Origin of the sequence: Acidovorax sp. LjRoot74, from assembly GCF_964254355.1 — a bacterium.
Lineage (GTDB): Bacteria > Pseudomonadota > Gammaproteobacteria > Burkholderiales > Burkholderiaceae_C > Acidovorax.
Window position 1 is genome coordinate 3458393 of record NZ_CAXUTI020000001.1, and the last position, 16912, is coordinate 3475304.

Here is a 16912-nt window from a genome sequence, read left to right on the forward strand (position 1 = left end):
GTTCAAGGGAGCGGTGCCCAGCAGGGCTGGAGCTGTGGGGCACATATCAACAGGCGGGAGATCCGCCGCACTTCACCTGGCTGCGCAAGCGCCAGCGAGGAAAGAAACCGTGAAGACCATCCACATCAGCTACGGCGGCCCCGACCGCCAGATCAAGGACGCCACGGGCAAGGTGTGGCGCTTTGAAATGCACCCCTACTGCGGGCCAGCCGTGCAGGACGACGACGGCGAGCAGGCCGAGAAGCAGCCCGGGGAGCGCTCGCCCTTCTGGGAGGCCGTGACCCTCTGGGCTCAACAAGGCGCCGTCATTGGGCCCGATGGCCTGTGCGCCTGGAAACCCGAACCTGAAGCCTCGCTCACCCACCTGGGCGGGCGGAACTATGCAATCGCCGGGTCTGGCCTGGCTGAGAAGTACGGGAGAACCACACCATGACCGAAGCAACGAACCACATCCTGGGCGAAAACATGCTGCCGCTGGCCGATGTAGCCAAGCCGGTGTTCAACATCAGCCCGCGCATTGCCCAGCGCAAGGCAGCCACCAACACCCTGCCAGTCCCGGCATTCCGCATCGGCGGCACCCGCAAGGGCCCGATGTACGTTCTCAAAGACGATCTGGAGAAATGGGTGCGTGAGCGGTCTGCAAATGCCAAGGCGCAGCATCGTAAGATGCAGGCCGTTTGATTTTCTGTCACACCGGTGTGCCAATCGGTGTGACAGATGCCTCGCTACAGAGGGAGATAGGTCGAACCTATAATTTGATCGCTCATGAACTTGCTGCCGCTGCCCGCCTTTACCGACAACTACATCTGGATGCTGCACGACGGCCGCCAGGCGATCGTTGTGGACCCGGGCGATGCCGCACCCGTGGCGCAGGCCCTGGACGACCTCGGCCTGGGTTTGCAGGCCATTCTAGTCACGCACCACCATGCCGATCATGTCGGCGGGGTAGATGCCTTGCGCGAGGCCACCGGCGCCCGGGTCTTTGGCCCGGCGCGCGAGCGCATTCCCGAGCCCCTGGTGCGCCTGGCGCAGGGCGATGTGATGGACGGGGCCGATGTGCTGGGCCTGCGCTTCACGGTGATTGATGTGCCCGGCCACACGGCGGGCCACATCGCTTATTACTGTGCAGACATGGACGGCGAACCGTTGCTGTTCTGCGGCGACACCCTGTTCTCGGGCGGCTGCGGCCGCCTGTTTGAAGGCACACCCGCGCAGATGCTGGACTCGCTGGACCAGCTGGCCGCCCTGCCCGGCAACACCCGCGTGTGCTGCACCCACGAGTACACCCTCTCCAACCTGAAATTTGCGCGTGCCGTGGAACCTGGCAACGCCGCCTTGCTCCACTACAGCAGCCAATGCGAGGCCCTGCGGGCGCAGCAGCAACCCACGCTGCCGTCCCGCATGGACCTGGAGCGAGACATCAACCCTTTCCTGCGCGTCAGGCAACCTGCGGTGGCCCAGGCCGCCCGGGGCCACGACGCACAGGTGCCCGAAGACGACGCCGTGGCGGTGCTGGCCGCGCTGCGTCAATGGAAGAACGAATTCCGATGAAAATTCTGCACATCGCTTGCCTGGCGGGCCTGCTCTGGCTCACAGGCTGCGCCACCACCGGGCCCACGTCCACCGACCAGGCGGCCCCAGGCGGCAAACCATCCCCCGGCACTGCCACCTCTTCCACCCACACCCCCCTCATCCCCAATGGGCCGCTCAAGCCCATCACCGCCGCCCAGGCCAGCAGTGGCGAAGTGGCCTCGCTGTCGGCCCCGGCCGACCTGTGGGACCGCATCCGGCGTGGCTTTGCCATGCCCGACCTGCAGCACGAACTTGTGCAGGACCGCGAGCAGTGGTACGCCACGCGCCCCGACTACATGCAGCGCATGACCGAGCGATCCAGCAAATACCTGTTCCACATTGTTGAAGAGCTGGAGCGGCGCGGCATGCCCACCGAGCTGGCCCTGCTGCCCTACATCGAGAGCGCTTTCAACCCCCAGGCCGTGTCCAGCGCCAAGGCCGCTGGCATGTGGCAGTTCATGCCTGCCACGGGCAACTATTTCGACCTCAAGCAAAACGCTTTCCGCGACGACCGCCGCGATGTGCTGGCCTCCACACGTGCCGCGCTCGACTACCTGCAAAAGCTGTACGGCATGTTCGGGGACTGGCACCTGGCCCTGGCCGCCTACAACTGGGGCGAAGGCAGTGTGGGCCGGGCCATCGCGCGCAACCAGAAGCAGGGCCTGGGCACCAGCTACACCGACCTCAACATGCCGGCCGAGACCCGCATGTATGTGCCCAAGCTGCAGGCCGTGAAGAACATCGTGGCCAACCCCGATGCCTTCCGCACCGAGCTGCCGCTCATCGAGAACCACCCGTACTTCCAGACGGTGGACATCACACACGACATCGACGTGGCCCTGGTGGCCCAGCTCGCAGGCATCCGCGAAGAAGACTTCCGCGCGCTGAACCCTTCCTACAAGCGCCCCGTGATTTTGGCTGCCGGAACGCCCCAGATCCTGCTGCCCTGGGACAACGCCAAAGTCTTCCTGCGCAACCTGGAGGCCCGCCGCGAGGGCCAGTACGCCAGCTGGACCGTGTGGTCTGTGCCCAGCACCATGAGCGTGGCCGAGGCCGCGCAGCGCGCAGGCATGAGCGAAGCCGATCTGCGCAGCATGAACAACATCCCGCCCCGCATGCTGATCAAGGCGGGCTCGGCCCTGATGGTGCCCCGCTCCGCCACCACGCGCCAGGATGTGTCCTCTCACTTGGCCGACAACGGACAGGTGGCACTGGCCCCCGAGATCGTCACCCGCCGCACCACCGTACGCGCAGGCAAGGGCGAGACCGTGGCCAGCATTGCGCGGCGCTACAAGCTCACGGCTGCCAGCGTGGCCGACTGGAACGACGTGCGCGCCAACGCCGTCTTCAAGGTGGGGCAGCAGGTGGTGGTGTACCTGCCCGTGCGGCAGGCCCAGGCCAATGCCCGGGCAGGCAGCGGCAACAAGCGCGCGGCCGCCCCCCCGGCCCGCAAGGGTGGCACGCCCTCCAAGGTCAAGCGCCGCTGAGGCCTCAGGCGGCCCCGGACGGCACGGGCCGCCGCCCCTGGCGGATGAAGATCAGAACCGGAGCGTGTGCATCCCCAGCAACCCCAGGATGCCCATGATGATGAGGTACAGCGCCACGATGGTGCTGAGCAGACGCGGCATCACCAGAATGAGGATGCCTGCAATCAGGGAAACAAGCGGGCCGATGCTGAGGCTCAGCGACATGGGAAAGTCCTTGGAAAAATCAAACACGGAGTAAGGGGCCGCAGCCTGCGGATGCGCCCCGGCACATTGGGCAGAAGGCCTGCGCGAAAGGCAGGCGCGCCCCGCACTGTAGTCCAAACCAGCCCCTGCGCCAGGCCGGCGCTCCCGATAAAAGCCCCCACGCCACGCACCATGCCACAGTGATGCAGAGCGCAAGCCCCAGGGTCAGACGCTGTACTTCTGGCGCGCCTTGCGCACTAGGTCGTTGGTAAAGGTGCGCGCCAACTCCACCTTGGTTTCTGCCAATTCTGGCTGCACCCGGGCCAGCACCCGCAGCGCCGTGGCCGGGCCGTCGTCCGGCATCAGGCCATTGGGCGAAAAGGTCTCGCGCACACGGCCAAAGGCCGCCAGATACAGGCCCCGGTCGCCCATCAAGTACGCAGCAGGCACGGCCTTGACGAGGTCGGCCGGTCCGGCGGTCTGCAGCCACTTGAGTGCATGCACAACACCATTGACCAGCGCCTGGGCCTGGGCCTGCTGTTTCTGCACAAAGGCCTGCGGTGCATACAGGCTGCCAGCGGGCCAGGTGCCACTGCCCACCACTTCCTGAGCCGCCTTGAGCGAACGCAGGTCGCCCACGATGCGCGTATCGGCCTTCTGCTCCAGCAGCGTCATGATCGGGTCGGCATGGCACAGGGCATGCACCTGGCCCGAGCGCAGCGCGTTCATCGCGTTGGTGCCCGAGCCCACCCCCACAAACGCCACATCGCGGGGCGACACCCCCGCGCGCACCAGCATCAGACTGGCCGCCAGGTGGGTGGAAGAGCCGACGGATGAGACACCAACGCGCCGCCCCGCCAGATCGCCCAGGTCCTTGTAGGCTGGAAGCGAGCGCAACGACACCCCCAGCGCCAGCTGAGGCGCCCGCCCTTGCAGCACAAGCGAGCGGTAGGCCTGGCCCCGCACCTGCGCGCGCAGCACATGTTCAAACGCGCCCGAGCAGACATCGGCCGTCCCCTCCTGCACGGCCTGCTGCGCCAACGCACCCGCAGCAAAGTCACGCACCACCACCTCCAGGCCTTCAGCCCGGAAATAACCCAGGGCATCCGCCAGCGCGAGCGGCAGGTGGTAAAGCACCCCCTGCCCGCCCACCGCCACGGTCACACGCCCCAGCATGGCCCCATCGGTTTGCGCCCGCACGAGCGCAGGCGCACACACCGCAGCCGCCGACAGGGCGGACACGGTGCCAAAGGCACGGCGGTTGAGCAAAGGCAGGGGCATGGGGTCAGGAAACAAAACAATGTTGCATTGCAACAATCGTGCCCCAGAGGGGGGCAGACCGCATCAGGGAGATTCCCTGCGGGTTTCTACGTAAGCACAAGGTGAGGTGGCAGGGACAGTCTGCAGGCGATTCCGCCCACGGGGACATCGGCCTGCAGTAGCCCGTCCGGGGCTATGCCTTTAACGGTAGCCGATGAAAAGAATCGCCACGTTGACCAGGAAACCCGCCGCCCACACAGCGCTGCGGGCCGTGGGCATGTCGGAGACATACATCATCACGTAGAAGATGCGCAGCAGAACAAACAGCAGCGCCAGCATGTCGAGCACCGTCTGCCCGGCACCGAGCAGGTGCGCAATGATCACCGCACCGATAAAGAACGGCAGCGCCTCGAAGCTGTTGGCCTGGGCCGCATTGGCCCGTGCGCGCCAGTCGGTCTGCCGGGCCATCCAGGCGCGCGGATCGTGGTTGTCAAAGCCGCCGTCCTTGCGCGACTTGCCCAAGTTGCCGCTCTTGGCCAGCCAGGCGCAACCCATCGGCAGCAGTGCGGCGATCAGCACGCACCAGTAGGCCACGGTAAACCGGGCAACATGCATGGTGGTATTCATAGTTTTCGACCTTTTTTGGCCGCCAGCGCCTGATGGATAAGCCCGAGCAGCTATTAAATTGTGAGTATTTTAACGGCCACGCAGGGGCGGTGCCGTCACCTGCGGTCCACCAGCGCATGCGCGATGGTGCCCAGGTCCACATATTCCAGTTCGCTGCCCACGGGCACCCCGCGTGCGAGGCGCGTCACATGCACGCCCCGGCTCTTGAGGGCCTCGCTGATCACATGGGCCGTGGCCTCGCCCTCGGCGTTGAAATTGGTGGCCAGGATCACCTCCTGCACCTCGCCGCTGGTGGCCCGCTCCATGAGCTTCTGCAGACCGATTTCCTTGGGCCCCACCCCGTCCAGCGGGCTGAGCCGCCCCATGAGCACAAAGTACAGCCCCTTGAAAGCCCCGGTGCGCTCCATCGCGGATTGGTCCGCAGGCGTTTCGACCACACACAGCCGCGTGGCATCCCGCTCCGGGTCCAGGCAGGTGCTGCACACCTCGGCCTCGGTGAACGTATGGCAACGCGCGCAGTGGTGCACAGTGCCCACCGCCTCCCCCAGGGCGCGCGACAGCGCCAGGGCGCCTTCACGATCATGCTGCAGCAGATGAAACGCCATGCGCTGCGCAGACTTCACCCCCACCCCCGGCAGCCGACGCAGCGCCTGGATCAAAACGTCAAGGGAGTTGGTGGTGGACATGGACAGGCTGGAGGTAAGGCGCGTGGGTTGGTAAGGCGTGGATGAGTGAGGCGCAAACAGGGCCAACTCGAACGGATGCGAGGAAAAGCAAAGGGGATGTGCCCCCTGCCTTCACACCCCACCCTCAAGGGCGTAGCGAGCGGGATCAGCTGCTAGGCGGACGGAGCGCAGGAACCGGAACGTACTTGAAGTACGTGAGGATTCCGAGCCCCGCCCAACGACGCAGATGGCCCGCTCGGTAGCCAGCATCAGAAAGGGAATTTCATGCCGCCGGGGAGGCCTGGCATGCCTTGCGTCAGCTTGCCCATCTTCTCCGAAGAAGTCTCTTCCGCCTTGCGCACCGCCGCATTGAACGCTGCCGCCACCAGGTCTTCCAGCATGTCCTTGTCTTCGGCCAGCAGGCTGGGGTCGATGGTGATGCGCTTGACGTCGTGCTTGCAGGTCATGACCACCTTCACCAGGCCCGCGCCCGATTCGCCTTCCACTTCAATGAAGGCCAGTTCGTCCTGGGCCTTCTTGAGGTTGTCCTGCATGGCCTGGGCTTGCTTCATCAGGCCGGCGAGTTGTCCTTTGTTGAACATGGTGTGGTTTCCTTTTCGGTTTCTATTGAAATGAGTGAATAGTGGTCGTCGGTCACGCGGGTTTGATACTGCCCGGCACGATTCTCGCGCCGTAGTCCCGCATCAGCGATTGCACGAAGGGGTCGTTGTGCACGATTTCCTCGGCGCGGCGCTGACGTTTGGCAGCGGCAGCGGCGTTGCGGCGGGCGGGGCTGTCGATGACCACGCCCACCTCGACGCTGATCTGGGTGGCGTGGCCCGCAGCCTCCAGCGCCGCGCGCAGGCGCTCGCGCGCCGTGGGCTGGTTGAGCGACTCGCGCTCCACGCGCAGCAGCCAGTGGCCACCGTCGCGCGCCACCAGTTGCGATTGCAGGGCCAGCTCCCGCACCAGGGCGTTGATGGCTTCAGCCGCGACCATCTGCTGCACCGTGGTGTGCCAGACATCGCCTTCTTCGGTGGGCGTGTAGCGTGCGGATGCAGGCACAGGCGCGGAATGGGGAGCCGGTTGCAAACGCACACCGGGCTCGGGGGCTACGCGCACCGGGATTGCTACAAACTCAGGAGCTGCTTGCGCTTGATCAGCACGCGCAGGGCCGCGATTCTGATCAAATCCCTGCACCTCGCGCACGGGCAACGCCGTGACGGCTGCGAGCGCCGCTGGCACCGCGTGTGCACCGCCTGCGGTGCCAGCATCGTCCTCCGCCCCAGGCCAAGGCGGCGGCTCTGACGAAGAAGCGTCGTCGCCTTCTGATGAGGAGGCTTCTTCCCGCGCTGGCACGGCAACTGCTGGGGCAGAAGCTGGAGCCGACACGGCGGGTGCCACAACAGGGGCCGCAACGGGCGGCGCGGGCACCGCTGGTGCGGGCTGTGGCACCGGCGCAGCCATGGCAGAAGACGCCGCAGGACGCGCCGGAGCCAACGCCGGTGGCGACGCCAGAGGTGCCGACGCAGCCGCCGAAGCCCCTGCGGGCGCGGTTTCAGGCCGCGTCAGAGTTTTTTTTTCAGCCGGTTCGCCAGCGCCCCCTGCACCGCTGACGGGCTTGAAGGCCAGCAGGCGCAGCAGCACCATGGTGAGCGCTGCATATTCATCGGGCGCCAGGCCCAGCTCGCCACGCCCATGCAGGCACAGGCTGTAGAGCAATTGCGTTTCGTCGGCGGGCATCAGCGCAGACAGGCGGGCGGTTTCGGCGGCCTCGGGGTCGTCGGCATCCACCGCACCGGCCATTTGCGGCACAGCCTGGAACACGGCCATGCGCTGCAGCACGGCACTCATTTCTTCGAGCGTGGAGGCGGCCGACAGGCCGTTCATGCGCAGCGCGTCCGAGGTTTCGACCACGGTCTTGCCGTCGCCTTGGGCCAGCGCGTCAATGAGGCGGAACACATAGGAGCGGTCCACGGCACCCAGCATCTGGCGCACACCGGCTTCCTGCAACTGACCGCTGCCAAACGCGATGGCCTGGTCAGTGAGCGAGAGCGCATCGCGCATGGAGCCCCGCGCAGCGCGCGACAGCAGGCGCAGCGCCTGCGGCTCGGCGGGCACGTTCTCGCTGGCCAGCACGCGGGTCAGGTGCTCCAGCACCGTCTCGGGCGCCATGGGGCGCAGGTTGAATTGCAGACAACGACTCAGCACCGTGACCGGCACCTTCTGCGGGTCGGTCGTGGCGAGCACAAACTTGAGGTATTCGGGCGGCTCTTCCAGCGTCTTCAGCATGGCGTTGAACGCCGTGTTGGTGAGCATGTGCACTTCGTCGATCATGAAGACCTTGAAGCGCCCCTGCACCGGCTTGTAAACCGCCTGCTCCAGCAGGCTTTGTACCTCGTCCACACCCCGGTTGGAGGCTGCATCCAGCTCGGTGTAATCCACAAAACGGCCGCTGTCGATGTCGGTGCAGGCCTGGCACACGCCGCAGGGCGTGGCGGTGATGCCACCGTTGCCATCGGGCCCCTGGCAGTTGAGCGACTTGGCCAGAATGCGCGACACCGTGGTCTTGCCCACACCGCGCGTCCCGGTAAACAGGTAAGCGTGGTGCAGGCGCTGCTGGGTCAGCGCATTCGACAGGGCTTGGACCACATGCTCCTGCCCCACCATTTCGGTGAAATTGCGAGGGCGGTACTTGCGGGCGAGCACGAGGTAGGACATGCGGGCGATTCTACGGGCTGGGCCGGACAGACCTGCAGGCATCAGGACAATGCAGCGTGTCGAGAAGTGCACCCCACATCCAGCGTACAATCGAAGGTGACGGGCCTCCTCGCATGGTGAAGCGGCCAACCGGGTCAGGTGGGGAACCAAGCAGCCCTAACTGTGGAGTCAGTGCCGGGGGTAAGGCTCGTCAACTTCTTCTTTCTTTTTTGCGCGCTCGCGCAAAAACGCCCCACTCCAGTATTTCCGTAGCGCACATGGGCAAGCCTGCCAGGCTCGCCCAACCGGCACGCAGCGCCTTCTCAAGCCCCTGCGGACCGCCCCAACCAGCGCAGCGCTCCCTCGCCCGCCACGCGGCCGCTGGCCATGCTGGCGGTGAGCAGGTAGCCGCCGGTAGGCGCCTCCCAGTCCAGCATCTCCCCTGCACAGAACACGCCCGGAAACGCCGTGGCCATGAGTTGTGCGTCCAGCGCCTCAAAAGCTACGCCACCCGCCGTGCTGATCGCCTCGTCCAGCGGACGCGCAGCCACCACGGTGATGGGCAAGGCCTTGATCGCGTGGGCCAGGGCCACGGGGTCGTTCATGCCGTCCTTGCCTAGGTGTTCGTAAAGGATGCCGGCCTTGATGCCATCCAGCCCCAGGCGACTCTTAAGGTGGCTGGACAGCGAGCGCGAGCCGCGCGGGTGGCGCACCTCCACCAGCACACGCTCCGGGCTGTGGTCGGGCAACAGATCGAGGTGGAACGTGGCGTGGCCGTGGGCTTGCACCTCGTCGCGCAGCAGGTGCGACGCGGCATAGACCAGGCTGCCCTCCACCCCCGTGGCCGTGACCACAAACTCGCCCCGGCGGCTGAAGCTGCGGCCGTGGCTGTCGGTGAAGCTGAGCGCCACGGTCTTGAAGGGCTGGCCCACAAACTTCTCTGAAAAATGTGGCGTCCAGCCCACCGTGGGCGCGGGCGTGCGGCCCAGCAGTTCTTGCAGAAAGGCACGGCGCGTCTCGCCCACCGGGGCATCGGCGCGCAGCACATCAAAGCCGCAGTTGGAGGGGCGCAACGGCTCCACAGCCACGCCGCGCTGCGCCAGCAACGGCACCCAGGCACCGTCCGACCCCAGGCGCGCCCAACTGCCGCCGCCCAGTGCGAGCACCACGGCCTTGGCTGCCACGCGCACTTCACCTGCCGGTGCAGCCAAACGCAGCACGCCCTCGTCGGCCCAGCCCAGCCAGCGGTGGCGCATGTGGAACAGCACCCCCTGCCCGCGCAGGCGCTGCAGCCACGCGCGCAGCAGCGGCGCGGCCTTCATGTCGGCGGGGAACACACGGCCTGATGTGCCCACAAAGGTCTCCACGCCCAGCCCCTGCGCCCAGGCACGCAGTTCAGGACCGCCAAAGGCGCGGACCAGCGGCTCGATCTGCTGCTCGCGCCCGGCATAACGTCCCACAAAGGGCTCGTGCGGTTCGGAGTGCGTGAGGTTGAGCCCGCCCTTGCCCGCCAGCAGAAACTTACGCCCCACCGACGGCATGGCATCAAACAAGTGCACGGCCACGCCCGCCTGGGCCAGCACCTCGGCGGCCATCAGGCCCGCCGGGCCGCCGCCGATGACGGCCACATCGCACTGCAAGGTCTCCGCAGACAGGGTGGGTGTATCGGAAGGAGAAAGGGTGTGGGACACGAAAGGACCTTGCTAAAAAATGGGGGCGTCGCGCTGCGTTGGGGCCGGAAGGACCGGTCAGAACAAAGAGCCTTGCGGTGAATCCGCAGGCCCCGGCGCGGCGCGCCCGGGCTTTGCCGGGGCGACCGGCGCAGCGGGGGCGAGAGTATGCCCGACCCTAGGCGGCTTGGCGGAAGACGCCCCTGCGCCGTCCGGCGCATCGCCCACCATCACCATGCGCCCATCGCCCGTGAGGAAGGCGGCATGCACGGCCTCGCCCGGCATCAGTGCCGACACGGCTTCGCGGTAGCGCTCCAACTGCGCCACCAGCGCCTGCTGGCGCTGGGGCTGGGTGGCGCTTTTGTAGTCCAGCACCCACCATCCCGCAGCAGCATCCTCGGCCTGCGCTGCGCGGCGCAACACCAGCCGGTCGATGCGCAGGCTCTGGCCCTGGTAGTGCAGCGGGGCTTCGTTGATGGCGGTTCGAATCAGCGTTGGCTCCCACGCCCATGCGCCCTCGCCGGCCAGGATGCCCTGCGCCATGCGGGCGGCCTGCTCGGCGGCGGCGGGAGTAATGTCGTGGTCGGCAGCCAGGCGGGCCAATCGCGCAGCGGGCCACCCCTGGGCGCGCAGGTCGGCCAGCGGGGCGCCGGCCACACCGGCCTGCTCCAGCAGCTGGTGCATGGCGTCGCCCTGGCGCGACAAGGGGGTGGAGTCGCCATCGCCGGGCATGGCCACGGGCGTGGCGCCGCTGGGGTCGGCGGCGGCCGCTGCACCCGGTTTGGTGCGGGCACTTTGCAAGGCCTCGGGCAAGGACGGCAACGCAGCCATGGTGAAGGTGTCGGCGGCCGCCCCTGCCCCGGTGGCAGGCGCCTGGGCGGTGCCCACATCCACCTCGATCACCAGCGGGGCCAGCCGGTTCCACCAGCTACCCAGGGCCGAGTTGCTGGGCAGCACGGACGACAGCGCCAGGCAATGTTTGGCGCGCGTCATGGCCACGTAGAGCATGTTCAGCTCCTCACGGCTGCGGGCCTGCTGCTCGGCGGCCAGCGCCGCTTCTGCGCTGGGCGGCGGATTCGATTCGCTGGCCAGAAAGACGAAGGCCGAGGGCACAGTTTGCTCGCCCGGCCAGTCCACCAGCACACCCATGGTTTCGGCCTTCTGCGGGCGGGTGTCGGTGTCGAGCAACAGCACGCAGTCGGCCTCCAGCCCCTTGGCGCCGTGCACTGTCAGCAGGCGAATGGCCTGCGCATCGGCCCGGCCAGGGGCACGCACGCCGCCTTTTTTCATGGCCCGCACCAGGGCATAGGGCGTGAGGTAGCGGCCACCATCGTGCTGCAACGCAGCCGCCAGCAGAGCTCGCAGGTTGGCCTGCACCGCTTGGCGCTGAGTGGCTGGGGCCGCAGCAGCAAAACGTGCCAGCACATCACCGTGTTCGTAGATGGCATGCAGCGCGTCGTGGGGCGGTAGGCTGCCAACCCAGGCTTGGTATTGAAGCAAAACAGGCCCTAGCGCTTGCAAATCAAGCGGCAGCAGCTCACTTTTCAATAGCAATTCAAACCAACTGCTGCCTGCATGTTCGGATTGGCGGCGCAGCACGGCCAGGTCTACCAGGGCGTCGTCGCCCAGGCCGAACAACGGCGACTTGAGCGCACGCGCCAGCGACAAGTCGTGCGTGGGCGAGACCAGCACATCGAGCAGCGCCACCATGTCCTGCACCTCGGGTGCGTCGAACAGATCGGCCTTTTCCGGTTGCACGCAGGGCAGGTGCAGGGCGCGCAGGGCGTCTTGCATGCTGGCCAGGCGGTCGCGCTTGCGGGCCAGCACCAGCACCTCTTTGGGCGGCGTGCCGCTGGCGATCTGCGCGGCCACCCAGGCCGCAGCCTGCGTGCATTCGCGCATGCGCTGGGTTTCTTCGGCTTCGTGGCGGGGTTCGGTCAGGCTGTCGCGCCAGGCCAGCGGGTCGCGCGCCGCGCTGCCTCCATCGCCCGCATCGTCGTCATCGGTGATGGCAGGCAGGCGCAGCAGTTGGCCCTGGTGTTTGGATTCGGTGGTGTGGTCGCGAAAGCCGCTGGTCTCTTGCTGCGCCTGGGCCTGGCCCATGACGGCGTTGACGGCAGCAATCACGCCCTGCGCATTGCGGCGCGTGTGGTCGCAGCTGAGCAGGTCGCCGCCCAGCCCGTCGCGCACAAAGGCCTGCGCGGCGATGAACACCTGCGGCTCGGCGCGGCGAAAGCGGTAGATGCTCTGCTTGGGGTCGCCCACGATGAACACGCTGGGCGCGGCAGAGCCACCACCCGAGCCTGCATAGCCCGCCAGCCACGCGTGCAGCGCCTGCCACTGCAGCGGGTTGGTGTCCTGGAACTCATCCACCAGCAGGTGGCGGATGCGGGCGTCCAGCCGCTCCTGCACCCAGCCACTGAGCACCGGGTCGGCCAGCATGACCAAGGCCGTGCGCTCCACATCGTTCATGTCCACCCAGCCGTGCTGCTGCTTGACCGCCACGAACTGCGCAATCAGGCAGCGCGCCAGCCGGGCCATGCGCTGCTGGTGCAGCCAGGCCTCGTGCTGGCGGCGGGCAGTGAGCAGGCGCTGCAGCTCGGGCTCGGCCTCTTGCGCGGCGGGAAACTTCTCCAGGTTCTTCGACAGGCGGTCTTCCTTGGCGACGAACATGGCTTTGCGCAGCATGTCCAGGCGCTGGTTCAGGTCGGGGCAGGCCAGCGCGTCGATGATGGCGTCCGCCGCCTTTTGCGGGGTCTTGTTGGACTCGGCGCCCAGGGCACTGGCCCAGTTACGCCAACGTTGCTGGGCGGCCTCGGTCTGCAGGGCCTCGGCCGGCTCAGTCAGAGCAGCCAGTTCGGGGTAGGCCTGCTGGAACGGCGGCACCGAGGCATCGACCACGCCCGCCTCGTCGGCCAGGTCAAACTCCACGCGCTTGGCCAGCGCAGCGGCCAGCGCCTTGTGCGTTTGCGAGCGGCCGTGGCGGGCTACGACGGCTTCGTAATCGGAGCGCAGGCTGGCGCTGTCGGCCACGGTCTGCAGGAAAGGCGGCCAGACCTCGCGCACGGCCTCGGCATCGTCTTCCAGCAGCTCAAAGTGCGCGGGCAGGCCTTGCTGCTGCAGCAGCGCTAGCGGGGCCGTGCCCAGCAGCGCAGCAAACCAGCTATGGAAGGTGCGGATCTGCACCGGGCGGCCAGCCTCCAGCAGTTGGCGGTATAAATTTTGTAGCGCCTCGCGCTTTTCCAATGCGCCCTGGGGGCTGATTCCGCGTGCAATCAGCTCGACCGTCAGTTCTTCCAGCGGCTTGTGGCTGAACTGCTCCAGCCACTCTTGCAGACGCTGGCGCATTTCGCCCGCCGCCTTTTTGGTGAAGGTGATGGCCAATATCTCATGCGGCGCGCAGCCGTCCAGCAACGCGCGCAGCATGCGCGAGACCAGCATCCAGGTCTTGCCCGCGCCCGCGCAGGCTTCCACCGCCACGCTACGCGCGGGGTCGCAGGCAATGGCGTAGAAGGCCTCGCGCGAGACGGGGCGGCCGTTGTGTTCATACGCGGCCTGCACGGGTTGGTCGGTACTCTCGGTCATGGCGTCTCTGGCGTTGGCAGCACCTGCTCGGCGTCTGCCCACATGTCTTTGCGGCACAGGCCGCGCACGGCGCAGAACTCGCACACCGAGCCCTCGCCCAGCGCGGGCAGCGGCGCACCGGCGGCGATGCGGGCCATGTCGTGCTGGATGCCTTCAACCAGCACATCGCGCAGGTGCACCACTTCGTCCTGTTCGTGCATTTGCGTCTCGCCGCGCTCGCCCACGTTGACGTAGGCAGCGCGCAGGGTGTCGTGGCTCAGCAGGGCGGCGTAGAAGGCCAGTTGCGTGTCCTCCGCTCCGCTCTTGATGCGCTGGCGGGTCACGCTGTCGCTTTCGGTTTTGTAGTCAATCACCAGCACCGTGGGCTCGCCGGTAGACGAGACACCATCGATGCGGTCGAGGGTGCCGACCAGCTCCAGATCGCCCAGCGGCTGGCGCGCCTTGACCTCGGCCTGGCGGAAGGTGGCGCCCTGCTGCTCGTGCCCTGCCAGCCATTGCAGGTAGCCGTCGCGCAGTTGCGCCCAGCCTGCGGCAAAGGGCAGAAAGTCTCCGTCTTGCAGCCGCTGTTCGCGGGTGACAGCCTCGGCGGCGGCGTCCATGCGGGTGCGGCGCTCGTCCGGGTGGTCGGTGGGCTCAGCCAGCAACGCCTCGTGAAAGTGCTGCAGCACGGCGTGCAGCCAGTTGCCAAAGTCGCGCTTGTCCACTTCGGCATCCAGTTCGTCGGCCTCGCGCAGACCCAGCTGGCGCTGGGCAAAGAAGCGGTAGGGGCAGTGGCGCAGATCGGAATACGCGGTGGAGGACAGGTACGCCACGGGCAGCGCATGGCCCACGGGCTGGGGGCGCAGCGTGGGGGTGGCGGCCACTGCGCGGGCCGCACGGTCATCGGTGCCGGGAGTAGCGGCACCATCCAATTGCAGGGCCAGCACCAGGGCGCTGGCCAGCAGGGGCTCGCCGCCCTCGTCGCCGGTGCGCCACAGCACATCCACCACGGGCGTGCGCAGGGCGTGGGCCCAGGCGGCCCGCTGGGCAGCTTCGAGCGACTGGCGCGTGGGCAGGCCCCAGGCCTCGCGCTGGGCCTGAGACCAGTCACCGGCAGGCTCGGGTGCGGCCTGCAGGCGCTTTTCATCGCAGCCTGGCAGCACGGCGGCAGCAAAGGGGCGGGCCAGCAGCTGCGGCAAGGGCACCACCACCACGGGCGCATCGGCGGCTTGCGCGGCCACATAGCGCCCGGCTTCGAGCACGTCCTTGGCCCAGCGGGTGAATTCGGCCAGTGCCATGCGGCGACCTGCGCTGTCACCCCAGGCGTCCAGCTCGGCCTGCTGGCCGTCTTGCAGACGCAGTGCGGCCAGCACGCGCATGCCGGCTGGGTCGGCCTGCAGGCCTTGCCACTGGCCCGCTTGCTCCAGCACGGCGCGCAGGGCGGGCAGCCACTGCGCCAGCGGGCGCGCGGCGCGCAGGGATTCCCGCCAGGCCTCCACCGTGGCCAGAGTGCGGGCCAGGTGGGGCTGGGCGCTCAAATCCCGCGCGGTGGCGGCAGCCCAGTGCTGCACCACGCCCTTGCGCAGCCATTGCTCGAGGCGATTGACCTCGCCCGGCATCAGCGCAGGGGTGTGTTTGATCCAGTCCAGCACCGCGTTGGATGAAGCATTCCACGCCGCAGCCTGCAGCGCGGCCGTGACCCGCGAAGCGGCGCGTGTGGTGGACAGAATCCAGCCGCTCTCATCGCGCACCAGCACGCCGCTGCTGTCCAGGTGGGCGAGCACGCGGCGGATCAGGGCGCGGTCGGTGGCGGCCAGGGCTACGGGCACGCGACCATCGCGGACATGGGCCAGCACGCAGGCAGCAGCGCGTTGGGCTTCGTCTTCGGCATCGGTGGCAGCATGCAAAGCGCGCTGGGGTGGCGCGGGACTTTCATCAACCAACGAAGGCAGCGCAACGCAAATGCCTTGCGCACCCCAATGCGTCACCAGGGCCGGGGTCAGTGCGTCGGATTGAAAGCCTTCGAGCACCACCAGCGCATCCACCGATGCGCGCACTCCGGGCTCGAACAGCACGTCGGTGGCGTGGCGCGAGGCCAGCACCCATTCCAGCGCCAAGCGCGCCACCAGGGCTTCATAGTGCAGGCTGCTGCCTTCGTCGGCGGTGGCCAGCAGCTGGCGTGCTTCTTCGCCCCAAGCCGCGCGCTGCGCCGGGGGCACGGCCGCCACGGCGGGCGCCAGTTGGGCTGCGGCTTCTTGCAATGGCGTGGCCAGCATTTCGCGCTGGGCGCCCTGCCCCACACGCTCCAGCAAGGCCCGGGCCGTGAGGGTGTCACGCGCCACGTCGCCCGCAAAGTCGTCGGCCGATGGCTCAAAACCCTGCAGCTGGCGCGCCCAGTTGCGGGTGGTTTCGAAACGCGGTGCAAAACCCTGCGGAAACTGCAGCGCCCAGTGGCGCTGGGCCCAGGGCATGAGCTGGGCGTAAGGCACCAGCACCACGGTACGCGCCAAATAGGCGCCATGGGCCCTCGCATGCGCGGCCACCTGGGCCAGTGCGGCATGCCACAGGGCTGCGCCCAAGCCGGTGCCCTGATCGCTTTTCGCTATGACAGTCATAGCGTCGCAAGCCCCGGCCATATCGGTGAATGGGGGATTGGTTTCTGTCACAATGCCCTGACTTTAAACGTACACCGGTCGCAACCCGCCCAAAATCAAGGAATTCCGCCATGGCCAGCGAACTCATCAAACATGTCTCTGACGCCAGCTTCGAAGCCGACGTGCTCCAACCCGGCTCCGCCGTGCTGGTGGACTACTGGGCCGAGTGGTGCGGCCCCTGCAAGATGATTGCCCCCATCCTCGACGAAGTTGCAGGCACCTACCAGGGCAAACTGCAAATCGCGAAGATGAATGTGGACGAAAACCGCGAGATCCCCGCCAAGTTCGGCATCCGCGGCATTCCCACCCTGATGCTGTTCAAGGACGGCCAACTGGCCGCTACCAAGGTGGGCGCTATGAGCAAGGCGCAACTGACCGCCTTCATCGACCAGCAACTGGCCTGATTGCTCCCCCGAAAGCCCCGCCGGTGTTCTGCCTGCGGGGCTTTTTTTTAGGATACTGCGGCGCGCGCCGTGCGCCAGAGGGCATATGCAGTGATCCCCTCCTTTGCGCGCCCCTGAAGCACCTGC

The 16912-nt window shown here is 67.3% G+C and carries 14 protein-coding genes and 1 other RNA gene; 6 read left to right on the forward strand and 9 right to left on the reverse strand.

Going from position 1 to position 16912, the window contains the following annotated elements; translation table 11 throughout:
* Window positions 1-109: 109 nt before the first annotated feature.
* The 4 genes from ACSQ3O_RS16265 to ACSQ3O_RS16280 all read left to right on the forward strand — a co-directional run bounded on the left by ACSQ3O_RS16265 (window position 110) and on the right by ACSQ3O_RS16280 (window position 3059).
* Window positions 110-433 (forward strand): hypothetical protein, encoded by a 324-nt coding sequence (locus tag ACSQ3O_RS16265; RefSeq protein ID WP_436139670.1) that lies wholly within the window; start codon window positions 110-112, stop codon window positions 431-433.
* Window positions 430-681: a pyocin activator PrtN family protein gene (locus tag ACSQ3O_RS16270; protein ID WP_436139671.1), complete on the forward strand. Its 252-nt coding sequence runs from the start codon at window positions 430-432 to the stop codon at window positions 679-681. The genes ACSQ3O_RS16265 and ACSQ3O_RS16270 overlap by 4 nt, the downstream gene beginning before the upstream one ends.
* A gap of 84 nt (window positions 682-765) precedes the next feature.
* Window positions 766-1551 carry a hydroxyacylglutathione hydrolase gene (gene gloB / locus ACSQ3O_RS16275; RefSeq protein WP_436139672.1) on the forward strand — a complete coding sequence of 262 codons (786 nt, stop codon included), beginning with the start codon at window positions 766-768 and terminating at the stop codon, window positions 1549-1551.
* The gene (locus ACSQ3O_RS16280) at window positions 1548-3059 is read left to right on the forward strand and encodes a transglycosylase SLT domain-containing protein (protein ID WP_436139673.1); all 1512 of its coding nucleotides are present in this window, start codon (window positions 1548-1550) and stop codon (window positions 3057-3059) included. Before gloB ends, ACSQ3O_RS16280 begins: the two co-directional genes overlap by 4 nt.
* A gap of 51 nt (window positions 3060-3110) precedes the next feature.
* Here ACSQ3O_RS16280 and ACSQ3O_RS16285 read toward each other — a convergent pair whose 3' ends face one another.
* From ACSQ3O_RS16285 to dnaX, 6 genes are all read right to left on the reverse strand, one after another.
* Window positions 3111-3263, reverse strand: coding sequence for a DUF3096 domain-containing protein (locus ACSQ3O_RS16285; protein ID WP_015013605.1), 153 nt, complete (start codon window positions 3261-3263; stop codon window positions 3111-3113).
* A 204-nt stretch (window positions 3264-3467) separates the two neighbouring features.
* Window positions 3468-4523 carry an ABC transporter substrate-binding protein gene (locus ACSQ3O_RS16290; protein WP_436139674.1) on the reverse strand — a complete coding sequence of 352 codons (1056 nt, stop codon included), beginning with the start codon at window positions 4521-4523 and terminating at the stop codon, window positions 3468-3470.
* 180 nt (window positions 4524-4703) lie between these two features.
* The gene (locus tag ACSQ3O_RS16295) at window positions 4704-5129 is read right to left on the reverse strand and encodes an MAPEG family protein (RefSeq protein ID WP_137748282.1); all 426 of its coding nucleotides are present in this window, start codon (window positions 5127-5129) and stop codon (window positions 4704-4706) included.
* Between the two features lie 95 nt (window positions 5130-5224).
* Window positions 5225-5815 carry a recombination mediator RecR gene (gene recR / locus ACSQ3O_RS16300; RefSeq protein ID WP_436139675.1) on the reverse strand — a complete coding sequence of 197 codons (591 nt, stop codon included), beginning with the start codon at window positions 5813-5815 and terminating at the stop codon, window positions 5225-5227.
* A 248-nt stretch (window positions 5816-6063) separates the two neighbouring features.
* Window positions 6064-6396 carry a YbaB/EbfC family nucleoid-associated protein gene (locus ACSQ3O_RS16305; protein WP_055398201.1) on the reverse strand — a complete coding sequence of 111 codons (333 nt, stop codon included), beginning with the start codon at window positions 6394-6396 and terminating at the stop codon, window positions 6064-6066.
* A 52-nt stretch (window positions 6397-6448) separates the two neighbouring features.
* Complete coding sequence (gene dnaX, locus ACSQ3O_RS16310; RefSeq protein ID WP_436139676.1) at window positions 6449-8515, reverse strand: DNA polymerase III subunit gamma/tau; 2067 nt, start codon at window positions 8513-8515, stop codon at window positions 6449-6451.
* A 98-nt stretch (window positions 8516-8613) separates the two neighbouring features.
* Between dnaX and ffs the strand changes: the two genes are divergently transcribed.
* An RNA gene (gene ffs, locus ACSQ3O_RS16315) (signal recognition particle sRNA small type) lies at window positions 8614-8710 on the forward strand.
* Window positions 8711-8817: 107 nt separating this feature from the next.
* On the opposite strand, the gene ACSQ3O_RS16320 is transcribed toward ffs, so the two are convergent.
* The 3 genes from ACSQ3O_RS16320 to ACSQ3O_RS16330 are packed head-to-tail and all read right to left on the reverse strand — an operon-like array spanning window position 8818 to window position 16343.
* A complete protein-coding gene (locus ACSQ3O_RS16320) occupies window positions 8818-10185 on the reverse strand; it encodes a TIGR03862 family flavoprotein (protein WP_436139677.1) in 1368 nt (455 codons plus the stop codon).
* Between the two features lie 57 nt (window positions 10186-10242).
* The gene (locus tag ACSQ3O_RS16325; RefSeq protein ID WP_436139678.1) at window positions 10243-13749 is read right to left on the reverse strand and encodes a UvrD-helicase domain-containing protein; all 3507 of its coding nucleotides are present in this window, start codon (window positions 13747-13749) and stop codon (window positions 10243-10245) included.
* A complete protein-coding gene (locus ACSQ3O_RS16330; RefSeq protein ID WP_436139679.1) occupies window positions 13746-16343 on the reverse strand; it encodes a PD-(D/E)XK nuclease family protein in 2598 nt (865 codons plus the stop codon). The genes ACSQ3O_RS16325 and ACSQ3O_RS16330 overlap by 4 nt, the downstream gene beginning before the upstream one ends.
* A gap of 110 nt (window positions 16344-16453) precedes the next feature.
* On the opposite strand from ACSQ3O_RS16330, the gene trxA reads away from it, so the two are divergent.
* Complete coding sequence (trxA, locus tag ACSQ3O_RS16335) at window positions 16454-16786, forward strand: thioredoxin TrxA (protein ID WP_008906761.1); 333 nt, start codon at window positions 16454-16456, stop codon at window positions 16784-16786.
* Window positions 16787-16912 lie beyond the last annotated feature (126 nt).